This is a genomic window from Cutibacterium sp. LaCa_89 (assembly GCF_058177555.1).
The window spans coordinates 529044-545032 of record NZ_CP190889.1 but is presented as its reverse complement, the minus strand read 5'-3'; the positions used below and the strand labels follow the sequence as shown (position 1 = coordinate 545032).

Sequence of the window (15989 nt, the reverse complement as noted above, 5' to 3'; positions counted from 1 at the left end):
CGCGTCGCTTCGTGTCTAGGTTGAGATTATGGCCAAGTGAGCGTTTCTGAGCGATCACAATCATCTCCTGTGAGCGTTGACCCGCACACACTGAGCGCACCGCTTGGTCAGATCTACCCCCTACCATGGAGACATGGCACAGAACACCGTCAGGAGAGCGCCCGTAGACGTCGTCGGCTCCCGTCCTGCTCCGAGTGCCTTCCAAGCTCCTCGGGTCACTCCTCTCGAGACCCCGAGCCTTCCTGCCAACCCGGCTGCCGGGAAGCCATCAGTCGCTCCCCGTGGTTACCAGGGTGGGGACTACCGCCCGCTGGCCGAGTTGATACCGCGTCGTCGAGGCCACCGCGAACCCCATGACCCGTTCTCCACCCAGGCAGGACTGACCGGCCCCCGTGTTGAGCATCGAGATCCGCATGAACCCATCCGCACAAGCCGGTTGGCCAGTGGCTCCTCGACCTGGGCAGCTCCGGCGGGAGACCCCGTCTCGACGGTTCCCCCGCCGCGTCTCAAGACCGTCCGGATGCCCCGGCGACTTGATCCGCGCATGCCCGCCACCGCCGGCAGCCGGTCCATCATGGACCTGTGTCGAGCGTTGGGATGGCCGTGGATCGTCGTGCTCGCACTGGGATGCGTGTGGTCCCCACTGTCGATACCGGCACTGCTCCTCGCATGGTGGTTGGCATGGCGTCACCCATTCGCCGCTGGACGCCTCAGCAAGGCTCTCACCGCTGTGACGGTCGTCATCATCATCGGTGGCGCGATCGAGTCGCCGGTACGAACCGTGCCGGCCCAGTTCGCATGGATGTCTCGCCTGGGATGCGTCGTGATGCTCGCACTCGGGCTCCTCCTCATTGATCGTCAGCTGACGCCTCGGGATCCGAGGCCACGTCGATGAGTGCGGTTGATGAACCGACGACCCTTGCCTCCACGATTCGGGGTCTGGACGCCCAGAGGCTCTCTCGGCTTCTGACCCTGCGTCCCGACCTGGCGAATCCCACCCCACGCGACCTCGCTGAGGTCTCTTCGCGGGCTGGCACCCACGCCTCCATCAATGCCGCCATTTCCAGCCTTGATCGGTGGCGACTGAGCCTGCTGACCGCCCTGGCGGCACTGGGAGACCTCACGCTGGATGAACTGACTGACGCCATCTGCCAGGGATGGCCGCCCAAGCCCGACACGATTCGTGCCGATGTCGCGGACGGCGTCTCCGATCTGCTCGACATGGTTCTCGTCCTGGAAGATTCCGGCCACCTGCACGTCATTCAGGTCGTCACCACTCACCTGCCCGGATACCCGGCCGGGTTGGCACCGGTGTCCGTCATGCCCATGAGTTCTGAGGAAGTGGCCGAGAGACTGGCTGCCGCGGGCCCCAAGGCGCACGCCGTGCTGGAGCGTCTGGTGTGGTCCCCCACCGGACACCTCCCCAATGCTCGACGCACGGTGACGCCCGAGACTGCGACGACTCCCGTCGAGATGGCGCTGGCCCACCGCCTGTTGCGTCCCCTCGGCGACGACACCGTCGTCCTGCCCCGTGAGGTGGCCCTGCCCCTGCGCGGGAATCGTCTCCTTGCCGAACAGCCCAGCCCCACCCCACCGGCATGGCCCGAGCCGCGTCAGACCACCCTGGTCAATCGTGCCGGCCTCGGGACGGCGCTGGAAGCCGTCAGCGCGATGTCCGCCCTGCTGGAGGGGGTGGAGCGTCATGACTGTGCCCTGCTGGCCAGTGGCGGCATGGCCAAGCGGGACGCCCGCACCGTGCTGTCGCGGGTGGCCACGGGGGACGATGGCTGGGTGCACCTCGCCGTCGCGGCGGCTGGCGGGTTCATCGGTGCCGACGGGCGCGGCTGGCTGCCCACCTCGCTCGCGGATCGCTGGCGCACTGATTCGTTGTGGGGCCAGTGGGTGAGCTTGCGCGATGCCTGGAGACGCATCCCGCAGCTTCCCGGAAGCCTGGGCAACACCTTGGATGCCTCGTCGCCGGCAACTGCCCGCGCGTGGCGACGCCTCGTCCACGAGGAACTGAGCACAGCTGAACCCGGCACTCCCGTTGAGGCCGGCCTCGTCGCCGACCGCATCCGGTGGCGTCAGCCGGGCACCACAGTCGATGACTCCTTGGTCGAGGCTGTCCTCGACGAGTGCCGGGTGCTGGGGCTGATCGCTCTGGGAGCACGCACCGATCTCGTCGATTCCCTCACCTGCGCTGACATGCCGGAACGCACTGACGAGGTGATCCTGCAGTCCGATCTCACCGCCATCGCCCCCGGCCCGCTGACCCCCGACACCGCCGCCGACCTGGCCCTGCTGGCCGATCGGGAGTCCACCGGGATTGCCGGTGTACGGCGATTCACCCGGACCAGTCTGCGTCGTGCCCTGGACGCCGGGTGGACTGGGGACCGTGTGCGTCAGTGGTGGACGGATCACTCCCTCAGCGATGTTCCCCAAGGTCTGCTGGTCCTCCTCGACGACGTCGTTCGTGATCATGGTCGGGTGTCGGTGGCCGCAGCTGGTGCCCTGCTGGAGGTCGACGACCCGGCTGCCGTCGAGGCCATTCTGCGCAGTTCCCTGGCGACTGATCTAGGACTGCGTCGAGTTGGACCGCAGGTGCTGGTGGCCCAGGCAGAACCTGATCAGGTGCTGGCAGGCCTGCGCCAGTTGGGAATGTCCCCCGTAGCCCGCGATTCCCACGGCGACGTCTTCTCGACTCCTCCTCCCCCACGCGCCAAGGTCGACGCCCTCACGTCTTCGGCTCCGCAGGCCGATCCGGAGGCCCTTGCCACGGCACTGCTCAACAACAAGGGCCGTGGGTTCTCGGATCGCCGTCAGCTTCTCGCCCAGCTGCACCAAGCCCAGCAGGAGGGTGCGTGGATGCGGATCGAGCGAGTCATCGACGATGGCACTGCGGTGCGCCAGACGGTGCGGATCATGGCGGTCGCGACGGGGGCGGTGCGATGCGTCATCCGTGGTGGTGGCGGGGCGGCGGTCGTCCCGGTGTCCCGGATCACCGCCTGCCAACCGGCCTGACGACGTCCCATCGACCCCTCGAAGTAGGAACAAATCCGGGATCAGGGACGATACTGGAAGTGATGACTTCTCTACCCGGCCCCCTCATTGTCCAGTCCGATCGCACCCTGTTGCTGGAGGTGGATCACCCTCTGGCGGACGAGTGCCGTCATGCCATCTCCCCGTTTGCGGAGCTGGAACGGGCTCCCGAACACATCCACACCTACCGACTGACCCCACTGGGTCTGTGGAATGCGATGGCCGCTGGTCACGACGCCGAACAGGTCGTCGACACCCTCATGAGGTACTCCCGTTATCCGGTGGCATCCGAACTCCTCATCGACGTCACCGAGACGATGTCTCGTTACGGTCGTCTGCGCATCGAGAAGCACCCCACCCTCGGACTCGTCCTGGTGTCGACGGACAAGGCCGTGCTCACCGAGGTACTGCGATCCAAATCGGTCCGTGGCCTCGTCGGCGACCAGATCGATGATGAGACGGCAGTGGTCCACCCTTCCCAGCGCGGCACCCTCAAGCAGGCTCTGCTCAAGTTGGGATGGCCCGCAGAGGACCTTGCGGGATACGTCGACGGCGAGCGCCATGACATCGATCTGACCGAGGACGGCTGGAGTCTTCGTCCGTATCAGCGGATGGCTGCCCAAAACTTCTGGGACGGTGGATCCGGAGTTGTCGTGTTGCCTTGCGGCGCCGGCAAGACCGTTGTCGGGGCGACTGCCATGAGCCTGGCCCGCTGCACGACACTCATCCTCGTCACCAACACCGTCTCGGCTCGGCAGTGGAAGGAGGAGCTCGTCCGTCGCACCACCTTGACCCCCGACGAGATCGGTGAGTACTCCGGTTCACGCAAGCAGGTGCGGCCCGTCACCATCGCCACCTATCAGGTCATCACGACCAAGCGTAAGGGTGTGCACCCCAACTTGGAGCTTTTCGAGGCCCGTGACTGGGGGCTTGTCATCTATGACGAGGTTCACCTGCTTCCGGCTCCGGTCTTCCGCATGACGGCCGACCTACAGGCACGCCGTCGGTTGGGGTTGACGGCCACTCTGGTGCGCGAGGACGGCCACGAGGACGACGTCTTCACCCTCATCGGGCCCAAGCGCTACGACGCTCCCTGGAAGGAGATCGAGGCCCAGGGCTGGATCGCTCCTGCCGACTGTGTCGAGGTGCGGGTGAGCCTGCCCGAGTCCGACCGGATGACCTGCGCCATGGCAGAACCGGACGTCCGTTACCGGATGGCCGCGACCCTGCCGATCAAGAACCGGGTGGTTGCGGACCTGGTAGCCCGCCATCGTGGCCAGCCCACCCTGGTCATCGGCCAGTACGTCGACCAGCTGGAGGAGCTGGCCGCGGAATTGAGGTGTCCGATCATCACCGGATCCACCACTCCAACCAAGCGTCAGAAGATTTACCAGGATTTCCGCGGAGGGCTTACCGACCTACTCGTGGTCTCCAAGGTTGCGAACTTCTCCATCGACCTGCCGAGTGCCGAGGTCGCCATTCAAGTGTCGGGGGCATTCGGGTCCCGACAGGAGGAAGCCCAGCGTCTGGGCCGTCTGCTGCGACCCAAGGACGGGCTCGTGGCCAGGTTCTACGCGGTCGTCTCCCGAGACACCGTCGATGCCGATTTCGCCAGTCACCGTCAACGTTTCCTCGCCGAACAGGGGTACTCGTATCGCATCGTCGATGCGGACGATTTGGACGCCCTGGACCGGACAGCGTGAAAATGGATGTGAACGAAATGGGCCGTGGAAGAAGGGGGACGTAATTGTCTGGGAAGGCGCTATTCTCCAGGCGCACTGCGTTAGGCGGTTTGCTCATAGCTACTGGGACGGCCATCGGCTTACCGGCAGTCCAGGCCGCGAACCGACCAGATCACCCCGAGCCGCGCAGGCCCGCTCCGACGAGGGTCGCCAATCCGGCTGCTCCCGGACCCTACGTCACGTTCCCGTACCAGAACGAGCTCAAGAAATACCTCAACACCCGCGATGGCGAGCAGTCGGTCGCCATGAGGGTGCATGGACAACGCAACATCCACGTTCTCAATCACGGGGCCACGCACTACATCACGGCATCTATCATCAAGCTGGCAATCATGGAGACGGTCATGATTCAGGCTGCGGGTGAGAAACGTCAGCTTTCCGGAGCCGAGAAGAACCTTCTGGTCCCCATGATCGAGAACTCCAGCAACGACGCCGCGACTGCCCTGTGGAACAGGGTTGGTAGGGCTGACGGGGTTCGCAGGGCGATGCACCGCATGGGTGCCACTCACACCACCTTCGACCCCGATGACCACTGGGGATTGACCTCGACGACGGCCGCCGACCAGGTCGTGCTCGCTGACCACATCTTCTGCCCCAACAAGATCATTCCCGAGTCCATGCGGGCCTATGCCAGGGAGCTCATGTCCAGCGTTGCTGAGGACCAAGACTGGGGTATGACGGCGGGGATGCGATCGCCCTACGTCAAGAACGGATGGCTGCCACGTGATGACGGTTGGCACGTCAATTCCGTGGCTTCCACCGGAACCAAGGGTTACACCGCAGTTGGACTGACCCATTCAACCACGGCTCCCATGGAGGACCTCGTCGAGACCATCGAGGGGATGGCTCGGATCATTGCCCGTCACCAGCCTCGCAGCGTGACGACTCCTCCGCCGCCACCGTCAGCTCGGCCGACTCAGACCGCCGCCCCGGCGCCTCAGGCTGTCGGGGACGACCACGGTCACATCCCCTTCCGCGCACCCGGAACCCGGGACGTGTGGATTCAGGCGTTCTGAGTTCTCCCCGACTCATCGAGTCGCGGTCATCCGTCGAGACGATCGAGGAGATCGCGCCATGACCTCACCAGATCGACGTCCACCCACGCCTTCCACGACCCCTGAGGCCGAGCCGGGCCGCCGATGTGGAAGGCCTTGACACCGGCCCGATACAGCCACGGGACGTGCTCGGGCCGAAGACCGCCACCAGCCATGATGAGCTCGGCCACACGCGGGGTGGCCTCGGCTCGGGCGATGAGGTCGTCGAGACCGTGATCGATCCCCCGCGGTGATCCCGCAGTGAGAACCTGATCGAGCCCCGGCAGACCCAGCAGCTGTACCCATGCCTTGTCGGGTTCCAGGCTGTTGTCGATGGCTCGGTGGAAGGTCCAGCCCGGCCAGCCCGCCGTCAGCTCGGTGACGGTCCCGACGTCAACCCCGGTAGCCTCGTCGAGGAATCCCAGCACCGGCCCGTCAGCACCGAGGTCACGATAGGTGCTGACCAGGTGGAGCATCTCGTCACGTCTGTGCGGGTCAGCGCGAAATCCACCGTCAAGGCGCAGCATGGGACGCACCGGGATGTCAACGGCGCTGAGGGTGCGTGCCAGCACTTCTGGGCTGGGCGCAAGACCGTCGTCGTCCATCGTGCCGACCAATTCGATGCGATCGGCACCTCCCTGTGCTGCCCGCTTGGCGTCGTTCTCGTGCAGACAGATGACCTCGAGCAATGCCATGGCCTAATTCTTGCGCCAGTCGCGCCGAATCGTCACGACAAGTCCAGTGATGAGGATGACGAGGACGCCGGTACTGATAATGGATCCTTCCGCCCCGAAGGTTCCTCCGGTGAGCCAGAAATGGGATCCGACCGTCTTGTCAGCCGTCATCAGGGTGTTTCTGAAGCCCAGTCCGGAGACGTCGAATCCCAATACCACTCCCTGCAACCAGTTCCACACGCTGTGAAATCCCATAGCGGCGAGCAGATTTCCTCGCCACACCACCAATAGACCCAGCATGAGGCCGTATCCCGCAACGTTGACCAGTGCAATCCACGTCATCCCCGGGTTCGCTCCGTGGAGGACAGCGAAGACCACAGCTTGGATGGCAAGGCCAGCAGGAACCCCCCACTTCGCTGCGACCGACTGCATGAGGTAGCCACGCAGCACAACTTCCTCGGCACACCCCTGAACCACGAACAACAGGAGCAAGGCGGCTACGAGCACCGCCGTCATGGCATCAGGACGGGCCCACGCCATCCGGACCTGGCCGCTGGCTGTCATGCCAGCGACGTCAACTGCCAGAACCACCACTGCGATTGCCACGCCGATCCAGATGTCCCGGGCGAGCCCGCGCAAACCCAGGCACACCATCGGCCGCTGCTCGACGAACCTCATCCACAACCACAGCAGCAACCAGACCCCTGAGAATGACGCCAGAAGCAGGATCGTCGAAGTCTGAGCGTCTGGATGACCACCTGCCAAGGCCGTGAGCACAAGCGCGAAACCCCCCTGTCCCACCCCGAGGATGGTCATTGCTGCCAACAATGACAACAGCGGATGGAAGGTGCCGGCTCCGGCCAGGAAACGATCGACGGGACGACAGTATGTGGGTGTCGGGGGCACCATCCGAGACTAGTCGATTACCGACACTCGTCAGTAGTGCCATCAGACACAACAATGGGGCGTCCCCGCGGGGACGCCCCATTGTGGATCGAATGAGCTAGATCACATCATTCCGCCCATGCCACCCATGCCATCCATATCGCCGCCAGCCGGGGCCTTCACAGGCTCAGGCTTGTCAGCAATGACGGCCTCGGTGGTGAGGAACAGAGCCGCGATGGAAGCGGCGTTCTGCAGGGCCGAACGGGTCACCTTGGCCGGATCGATGATGCCGGTCTTGACCATGTCGACGTACTCGCCAGTGGCAGCGTTGAGGCCCTCTCCGGCGGGCAGACCGGCGACCTTCTCAGCCACAACTCCACCCTCGAGACCAGCGTTGATGGCGATCTGCTTGAGGGGGGCGGAGCAGGCGGTCCGGACGATCTGGGCGCCGGTGAGCTCATCACCCTCCAGCCCCTCGATCGTGGCGGCCTTGGAAGCCTGGATGAGGGCGACACCACCACCAGGGATGATGCCCTCCTCGACGGCAGCCTTGGCGTTACGCACGGCGTCCTCGATACGGTGCTTGCGCTCCTTGAGCTCGACCTCGGTGGCAGCACCCACCTTGATGACGGCGACACCGCCGGCGAGCTTGGCGAGACGCTCCTGCAACTTCTCGCGGTCGTAGTCGGAGTCGGAGTTCTCGATCTCCTTGCGGATCTGGGCAACGCGTCCAGCGATCTGCTCGGAGTCGCCGGCACCGTCAACGATGGTGGCCTCGTCCTTGGTGACGACAACCTGGCGGGCGTGGCCCAGCAGGTCGAGGGTGACGGCGTCGAGGGACAGGCCGACCTCCTCGGAGATGACCTGACCACCGGTGAGGATGGCGATGTCGTTGAGCATGGCCTTGCGACGGTCGCCGAAGCCCGGGGCCTTGACGGCGACAGACTTGAAGGTGCCGCGGATCTTGTTGACGATGAGGCCAGCCAAGGCCTCTCCCTCAACATCCTCGGCGATGACAAAGAGCGGCTTGCCGGACTGCATGACCTTCTCGAGGATCGGCAGGAGATCCTTCAGCGAGGAGATCTTGGAGTTGACGATGAGGATGTAGGGGTCCTCGAGGACAGCCTCCATGCGCTCGGTGTCGGTGACGAAGTAGGGCGAGATGTAGCCCTTGTCGAAGCGCATGCCCTCGGTGAGCTCGAGCTCCAGGCCGAAGGTGTTGGACTCCTCGACGGTGATGACGCCTTCCTTGCCGACCTTGTCCATGGCCTCGGCGATGATCTCACCGACAGTGGTGTCGGCAGCCGAGATGGAGGCGGTGGAGGCGATCTGGTCCTTGGTCTCGATGTCGATGGCCATCTCGGACAGACGAGCACTGATGGCCTCGACGGCGGTCTCGATGCCCTTCTTCAGGCCCATCGGGTTGGCGCCGGCGGTAACATTGCGCAGGCCCTCACGGACCATGGCCTGGGCGAGAACGGTGGCGGTGGTGGTGCCGTCGCCAGCGACGTCGTCGGTCTTCTTGGCGACCTCCTTGACGAGCTCAGCGCCGATCTTCTCGTACGGATCGTCGAGCTCGATCTCCTTGGCGATGGAGACACCGTCGTTGGTGATGGTGGGGGCGCCCCACGACTTCTCGAGAACGACGTTGCGACCCTTGGGGCCGAGGGTGACCTTGACCGCGTCGGCGAGGGTGTTCATACCCGCCTCGAGCCCGCGGCGGGCCTCGATGTTGAATTCGATGAGCTTTGCCATGTTTGGGGAATTCCTCCGCTCCGGTGGGCCTGGCAGCCCGTGGACGTCAGATGGTGTGGCGGGAGCGACCCCGCGTTGTATTTCCCCGTGATGCCCGCGACGGACGATCTGGTGATCTCATCACCGGGATGACCACCCTCGTCGGCACTCGCAACACCGATTCGGGCAGTAGCACTCTCGCTTGTCGAGTGCCAGTGACATGTTTAGCACTCGCACCCAGTGAGTGCAAAGAGTTGATGAGCGGAAAGTGACTGATTGTGCTGCCGACGATGGCGTCAGGCAGATTGCGTCGCGTCACCGGGTGGTGATTGTGATGCGCGCCCTAGACTGGCCTTGTGTCAGATTCTCCCGCCCCCGAAACCGCGACGTCCAGCGATCTCAGTGCATCGGACCGCGCGATTCTGGATCTCGAGGAGTCCTGGCAGACCGGGAACCCGGGTGTTGACAAGGAGACCGTCATCCGCGAGAGGCTCAACATGTCGTCCCCCCGCTATCACTTACGACTCAACGAGCTGATCGACGATGAGTCGGCCGCGCGATATGCGCCCGCCCTCGTCGGGAGGCTGCAACGAGTCCGCAGTCAAAAGCGCAAGGCCCGCAGCGCGCAGCTGCTCGGATGACACACGCGGCGTTGTCAACGATGCGACGCCATTGACGAGAGGTACACTATGAAACGCCTGACCGGTACGGTCCGGACGTACTCCTGGGGCTCCTATGACGCGATCCCTGACATCTTGGGAAGGGAAGCCGACGGCCAGCCCTGGGCCGAGTACTGGCTCGGGGCCCACGAAACCTCGCCATCGACCCTTGACGGTGCTCCCCTCACCGAATACCTCGACGCTCACCCCGAGGAGCTGGGTGAGCGCAGCCGTGATGCCTTCGGATCCAGGCTTCCTTTCCTGCTCAAGATCCTCTCGGCTCGCCGCCCACTGAGCCTCCAGGCCCACCCTGACGCCCGTATGGCGCGAAATGGATTCGTACGCGAGAACCAGGCTGGCGTTGACGTCACCGATTCCCAGCGCACCTTCGTCGATGACTGGCCCAAGCCAGAAATCCTCGTCGCCATGAGCGACTTCGAGGGACTGTGCGGGTTCCGGGATCCGCATGAGACCCGTCAACTCTTCGACGGGCTGGACATTCGTATTCCGGTGGATCCGGTGTTGGGATCGTTGACCGAGCGTTCCGGCCCGGCGGCACTGGCCGAGACCTTCCTCGACTGCCTCGCCGGAGATGACCTGCGCCGGCAGATCGTCACCGAGGTGGTGTCCGGGGCCGTCAACCATGTTGGCGAGGACACCCCGCTGGGTGAGTTCGCGCGCACCGCTGTCGAGCTCGACGAGTACTTCCCCGGAGACCCATCGATCCTGGCAGCACTGATGCTCAACCGCATTCATCTCAGGCCCGGAGAGGCATTAGCCGTTCCGCCCGGTCTCATGCATTCCTACTTGTCAGGAACGGGAATCGAGATCATGGCTGATTCCAACAACGTCGTGCGTGGTGGACTCACCGACAAACACATCGACGTCGATTCCCTGATAGAGATCGTGGACTTCCAGACGCAGGAACCATGGGTCATGACGGCCGAAGAGGTAGATCCAGGTATGCGGGTCTTCCCGGGCACCGATGAACAGTTCCGACTATGGGAACTCGACCTCGACACCACCCGTCCAGCCATCCTGCCGGCCAACGACTTAGCCCGAATCCTGCTCATCACCGGTGGCTATGCGGTGTGCTCAAGCCCCCAGGGCACTGACGAGATCGTGCGTGGACAGGCCGTCTGGATTCCTGCTGGCGAACAGGTACAGGTGGACGGGAACTGCGACGGGTTCCTCGCTGCTGCCGGGGTGTGACGCTGCCCCGTGTGGAATTCAAGAGCTTGCGAGAGGATGGACTCATGGCACACAAGATGAACGTCGAAAGTTTCAACCTGGACCACACCAAGGTAGCGGCACCGTTTGTCCGCGTGGCGGACGTCAAACACCTGCCCGCCGGCGACACCCTCACCAAGTACGACGTGAGGTTCTGCCAGCCCAACAAGGATCATCTGGAGATGCCTGCGATCCACTCGATCGAGCACTCCTTCGCCGAGTGCGTGCGTAACCATTCAGAGTCCGTCATCGACTTCGGACCGATGGGATGCCAGACCGGGTTCTACCTCATCATGGTCGGCGAACCGGACGTACCGGCCACCTGCGAGCTGGTCGAAACAACGTTGCGTGACATTCTCACACTCGATGCCACTCCAGCCGCCAATGAAGTTCAGTGCGGATGGGGAGCCAGCCACTCGCTCGAGGCGGCTCAAGACGCCGTCCGACGGATGCTGGACCACCGTGACGAATGGGAACAGGTGATGGCCTGAGCGCTCCTGCGATGTCGATTCATCGTCCAGAGTGCAAATCACAGGGAACATGCCGTCATACGCCCGGACAAGGGGGTGCTCCGATCGGCATCGGAGCACCCCACAGGGTGAATGGTGTCGGCACTGGGAATGGAGAAAATCCCTTAGAGAATGGGGCTTCAACAACCCCTCCCCAATGATCAAGATACGGACTCTTCACAATCGAAGGCGTAGTTGGGGGTCTGAATCCATCTGCGTGCGGGTATTGTAGTTGGCAGCATTACCAAAACCCAAGAGCCAAGCTATGGATCATGTTCGAAGCGACCATTGATAGCTTTGGTGAGCCCATCACTGACGTACATCTAAAAACATGTTTCCGACGCCTGCACTCCTGCTTTCCACAAAGGAGATGGTTATTTTTTAGATCACTTGACATACCCTTTACTATCTATCCAGATGGCAGCTCAATCGTTGACAGCCACACTTGCTCGCCTGTGCAAGGAAGACTCTCGATGAACCCTCTTGTTTCATTGCTGTCGATCCAGACGATGTCACTATTTCCCACGAGTTATCAATCTCATACTTATTCCATGTAGTTCCCCATTCGGAACACCGATCTACATCAGTACCGTAGAAACCTCTTCGCAACGGAGAGGTACGGCACTCCGGGATATAGGTCCCCGAATCACTTTTCCCGAGGGATACCCGGGAGGAAGCGGTGCGGCAGCTGAACTACGCAAAAGTACTGGCACACTTACCACCTGCAGCAAGCAAGGCGGCTACGAGGCGTGAACCCAGACTTTCCCTCGTGCGGGCGTTTTGCGAACAGCTCTGGATCTCAGCGATGACAGTTTTCCTTAAGAGCTGGCTAGGGGCCAGTGGAGCCTCTGACAGGATTCGAACCCGCGACCATCGCTTTACAAGAGCGGCGCTCTACCAACTGAGCTACAGAGGCATGCCGCCTCACGGCGACGTGGGACATTGTGGCACATGTTGCCAGCATGGTGTGACCAGCTAGCACACCGGCTGTGTCGTCAGGACAGCATCTCGCAGAGGTATCGACGGGCACCGACCATGGACGGGCCGTACCAGGCCAGCTTCTGGCCGTCGACGAGACGGACGTCGAGGTCAGGGAAAGCCGATACATCGTCAGGGCCGAAATGGTAGGGCTCGTCGGGCAAGATGACGCGGTCTGGACGGGCCGAGATGAGGTCGGCCAGTTCGGCGTGGGGATAACGGGACTCCCCCGGCACATCGATCAACTCCACGCCGACGTGCCTCAACACGTCGGCAATGTAGGTGTCCTGTCCGACGCAGATCCACGGATCCCGCCACACCGCGACGACGGCACTGCGCACCTCGTCAGTCCAGGGCTGGTTCCACTCCTCATCGGCATCGCACAGCCACTGCGGTCTCTCGACGCCGAACCCCTCCACGAGAAGCCTCGTCAGGCTGGAGATCGCCTCGGATACCGTGTCGATCCGTGTTACCCACACCGGCACACCGGCGTCCCGCAACAAGGTGACGTCGTGCTCGCGGTTCTCCTCCTGATTGGCGACGACCAGATCTGGTTCCAGATCGGTGATAGCTGCCCGATCAGGATTCTTCGTCCCCCTGATTCGCGCCACCTCGTGGCCGACAGCCTCGTCCAGGTTGGCAGGCCGAATGCAGTAATCCGTGCATCCCACCAGAGTCTGCGGACACGTCGCCGCAATCGCCTCGGTGATTGACGGCACCAGGCTCACCACCCGCTGCACTCGTCCGCTCACCGGCACGTCGGCACCAAGATCGTCGATCATGACACCACCGCCACGGCCAGGGCGGACAGCACCCAGAAACTCATCTGCGTCACCTCATTGATGCTTCCAAAGGTGTCCCCCGTCATCCCGGACAGACGCCTCACCAGGTGATGAATCCAGGCCCACGCTATGAGCAGGGCCAATGCGGCGCAAAACAGGGCGACCAGGCACCACCGCCAGCCTCCGGCGACAAAACCCGCCAAGGCCATGACAGCTCCCAGAACCGTCAGGTTGATCGAGGCTGATTCAGGAGTCGTCACCCCGGCGACGAGGGACCCGAATCCACCCGGACGAGCGCAGGGCACGCCGGTCATCGTGGCGAAGAGAATGGCAGCTCGACCGATGGCCGGCCCGAGCGCAACCACCATCGCCACACGCCACCATGCCCCCGAAACGGTCGTTCCGGCCAGGCTCACCACGGCAGCCGCGTCCACGATCAGTACCAGGACGATGCTGATGACACCCATCGGACCGATGTCGGACTTCTTCATGATCTCGAGGGCCTTGTCAGGCGCTGCTCGCGAGCCCAGACCGTCAGCAGTATCGGCGACTCCGTCGAGGTGGAAGCCTCCGGTCGCTCCCGCCAGCCAACACACGGCGAGCACCCCGGCCAACCACGACCCAGCCCCCAACCCGAGCACCAGGGCAACGATTCCGCCGGCCACCACTCCCAGGCACAGTCCCAGCCAGGGGAAAGCCGTGATGGCCCGCCGAGCCAGCGAACGATCGATGTCGTTCAGGTATGGCCCAGGCAGGATCGTGAAGAGGGACAGGGCCTCGGCCACTCCACGCAGGGGTCCCAGCTTCCCAAGATCTGCATGTTGTTCGTCGCTCATGCCCACCTCTTCGGGATTCCAGCCACGCACATCCACACCTCGTCACAGGCATCCCCGACAGCCGCATTGAGGCGCCCCAGCTCGTCGCGGAAAAGCCGTCCCGCCGGGGTGTCAGGCACGACGCCCATCCCCACCTCATTCGAGACGAAGGTGACGTCGCGCCGAGTACGACGGATGGCGTCGGTCAGTTCATCGACGCGATTTCTCAAGGACCTCTGCCACGACTCGTCCCCGGGATCAGCAACCCATGCTCCGACCTCGTCGAGGACCCGCGTGATCCACACCCCGAGGCAGTCCACGAGTACCGGGGAGTCGTCGTCAGCCAGCAGCACGGACGCGATGTCCTTGGTCTCGACGGTCTTCCAGGTCGCCGGGCGCCGGGCCTGGTGTAGTCGGACTCGTTCCTCCCACTCGGCATCGTCGGGATTCCGCTCGGAGGTGGCGACGTAGGTGACCTTGGAGTCACGGGGCAACCTCGACTCAGCGAAGGTCGACTTCCCGGATCGCGCACCCCCCAGAACCAGGACTCGACAAGGGGGAGCGCTCGTATCGAGAGCATCGGGAAGATCGGTCTCCCCAGTCACCTTGATGTCGGTGACGTCGGCGTCCTCGAAGGTGGCCATCTCGTTGAGGATGTGGGCGCTGGCCTGAACGATTGGCAGGGTGAGGATGGCCCCCGACCCCTCCCCCAGCCGCATCCCCAGATCCAGCAGGGCCGGAAGACCGAGTGCGCTGGTGGACGCGGTGATTCCCGGCTCGGCGCCGGCATGGCTGGTGATGACGAAGTCGCGTACCTCCGGGCAGATCGCGGTGGCCGTCAGAGCTGCCGAGCAGGCGATAACCCCGTCGATGAGCACCGGGACACGCCGGGAGGCCGCGGCCAGGATGTACCCCGCCATGGCGGCGTGCTCGAAACCTCCCACCTTCGCCAATGCCTCAACCGGGTGGTCGGCGTCGGGCCGGTTGACCTGGAGTGCGCGGGACACGACACCGATCTTGTGCTGGTGACGACGGTCGTCCGACCCAGCGCCCTTACCCGTCACCTCAGCAGGAGAGCACCCGGTGAAGACGCTGATGAGTGCCGAGGCCGGCGTCGTATTCGCGATGCCCATCTCGCCAGTGACGAGGATGTCTGCTCCCCCCTCGACAGCCTCCAGGCCGGTCTCGATACCGACTTCAAGGGCCTGGACGGCCTCGTCAGCACTCATGGCCGGGCCCTGGGAGATGTCATCGGTGCCTCGTCGCACGCAACGCTGGCGAATGGGCGCGTCGACCTCGTGGAGGGCACCGACGTCGGTGATCCACAGCTGCGCACCCATCTGCCGCGACAACACGCTGATCGCTGCCCCGCCGGCCGCCATGTTGGCCATCTGCTGGGTGGTGATCTCCTGAGGATCCGGGGAGACTCCCTGGGCCCACACCCCGTGGTCGCCTGCGAACAGCCCGACGACCGGGTGGCTCGGGACAGGGACCGGTACCTGTCCGTACATTCCCGCCAGCCGGATCGAGAGATCCTCCAACAGCCCGAGCGAACCCTCGGGCTTGGTGAGCACCTGCTGACGGGCTCGGGCAGCCTCCAGGGCCTTGGCGTCAGCTCCTCGAATGCCGCGCATTGTACGGGCAAGCAGGCTCTCAGCGGACACGGATTCAGACAGTCGGGCCATCATGCTCCATCGTCGGGGACGCCGCCGCATCCCCCGGGCCTGTGTCCTCGCAGTCCCGGACGCCACGCACGTGCGTCGCAATGTGGTCCCACCCCGGTCGGGGCAGGTGTGCGCGGTTCTGGTCTGACTTCGCCTCGATGGCGTCACAGTGGCGGGACCGTCCCGGATTCACACCGGTGTTCCACCGCGGTCGAGGATCATTGTCCCACAGCCTGCTTTGATG

The 15989-nt window shown here is 63.8% G+C and carries 13 protein-coding genes and 1 tRNA gene; 7 read left to right on the top strand and 7 right to left on the bottom strand.

From position 1 onward, the window contains the following. Positions 1–133: 133 nt before the first annotated feature. The 4 genes from ACP8LP_RS02430 to ACP8LP_RS02415 all read left to right on the top strand — a co-directional run bounded on the left by ACP8LP_RS02430 (position 134) and on the right by ACP8LP_RS02415 (position 5797). The gene (locus ACP8LP_RS02430) at positions 134–895 is read left to right on the top strand and encodes a hypothetical protein (RefSeq protein WP_016667049.1); all 762 of its coding nucleotides are present in this window, start codon (positions 134–136) and stop codon (positions 893–895) included. Then, complete coding sequence (locus tag ACP8LP_RS02425; protein WP_016667048.1) at positions 892–3021, top strand: helicase-associated domain-containing protein; 2130 nt, start codon at positions 892–894, stop codon at positions 3019–3021. The genes ACP8LP_RS02430 and ACP8LP_RS02425 overlap by 4 nt, the downstream gene beginning before the upstream one ends. Positions 3022–3083: 62 nt before the next feature. Then, a complete protein-coding gene (locus ACP8LP_RS02420; RefSeq protein ID WP_462575177.1) occupies positions 3084–4742 on the top strand; it encodes a DNA repair helicase XPB in 1659 nt (552 codons plus the stop codon). Positions 4743–4786: 44 nt separating this feature from the next. Next, a complete protein-coding gene (locus ACP8LP_RS02415) occupies positions 4787–5797 on the top strand; it encodes a serine hydrolase (RefSeq protein ID WP_016667046.1) in 1011 nt (336 codons plus the stop codon). Between the two features lie 26 nt (positions 5798–5823). Here ACP8LP_RS02415 and ACP8LP_RS02410 read toward each other — a convergent pair whose 3' ends face one another. The 3 genes from ACP8LP_RS02410 to groL form a co-directional block, all read right to left on the bottom strand. Further along, entirely contained in the window at positions 5824–6510 is a 687-nt protein-coding gene (locus ACP8LP_RS02410) for a copper homeostasis protein CutC (protein WP_016667045.1), read from the bottom strand. Between the two features lie 3 nt (positions 6511–6513). Then, positions 6514–7305 carry a CPBP family intramembrane glutamic endopeptidase gene (locus tag ACP8LP_RS02405; RefSeq protein WP_036976468.1) on the bottom strand — a complete coding sequence of 264 codons (792 nt, stop codon included), beginning with the start codon at positions 7303–7305 and terminating at the stop codon, positions 6514–6516. Between the two features lie 192 nt (positions 7306–7497). After that, complete coding sequence (gene groL, locus ACP8LP_RS02400; RefSeq protein ID WP_016667043.1) at positions 7498–9129, bottom strand: chaperonin GroEL; 1632 nt, start codon at positions 9127–9129, stop codon at positions 7498–7500. Between the two features lie 335 nt (positions 9130–9464). On the opposite strand from groL, the gene ACP8LP_RS02395 reads away from it, so the two are divergent. Genes ACP8LP_RS02395 through ACP8LP_RS02385 form a run of 3 tightly spaced genes read left to right on the top strand, consistent with a single transcriptional unit; the run spans position 9465 to position 11488 of the window. Then, positions 9465–9749, top strand: coding sequence for a DUF3263 domain-containing protein (locus ACP8LP_RS02395; RefSeq protein WP_016667042.1), 285 nt, complete (start codon positions 9465–9467; stop codon positions 9747–9749). Between the two features lie 48 nt (positions 9750–9797). Next, positions 9798–10979, top strand: a complete 1182-nt coding sequence (gene manA, locus ACP8LP_RS02390; protein WP_462575178.1) for a mannose-6-phosphate isomerase, class I — start codon at positions 9798–9800, stop codon at positions 10977–10979. 26 nt (positions 10980–11005) lie between these two features. Beyond that, entirely contained in the window at positions 11006–11488 is a 483-nt protein-coding gene (locus ACP8LP_RS02385) for an S-ribosylhomocysteine lyase (RefSeq protein WP_179856551.1), read from the top strand. 858 nt (positions 11489–12346) lie between these two features. On the opposite strand, the gene ACP8LP_RS02380 is transcribed toward ACP8LP_RS02385, so the two are convergent. The 4 genes from ACP8LP_RS02380 to cobT all read right to left on the bottom strand — a co-directional run bounded on the left by ACP8LP_RS02380 (position 12347) and on the right by cobT (position 15769). Further along, a tRNA-Thr gene (locus ACP8LP_RS02380) sits at positions 12347–12422 on the bottom strand. 79 nt (positions 12423–12501) lie between these two features. Further along, on the bottom strand, positions 12502–13266 hold the full coding sequence (locus ACP8LP_RS02375; protein WP_016667039.1) for a helical backbone metal receptor: 765 nt from the start codon (positions 13264–13266) through the stop codon (positions 12502–12504). Continuing rightward, positions 13263–14102, bottom strand: coding sequence for an adenosylcobinamide-GDP ribazoletransferase (locus ACP8LP_RS02370; protein ID WP_279186939.1), 840 nt, complete (start codon positions 14100–14102; stop codon positions 13263–13265). Before ACP8LP_RS02370 ends, ACP8LP_RS02375 begins: the two co-directional genes overlap by 4 nt. Next, complete coding sequence (gene cobT / locus ACP8LP_RS02365; RefSeq protein ID WP_279186940.1) at positions 14099–15769, bottom strand: nicotinate-nucleotide--dimethylbenzimidazole phosphoribosyltransferase; 1671 nt, start codon at positions 15767–15769, stop codon at positions 14099–14101. Before cobT ends, ACP8LP_RS02370 begins: the two co-directional genes overlap by 4 nt. Positions 15770–15989: the final 220 nt, after the last annotated feature.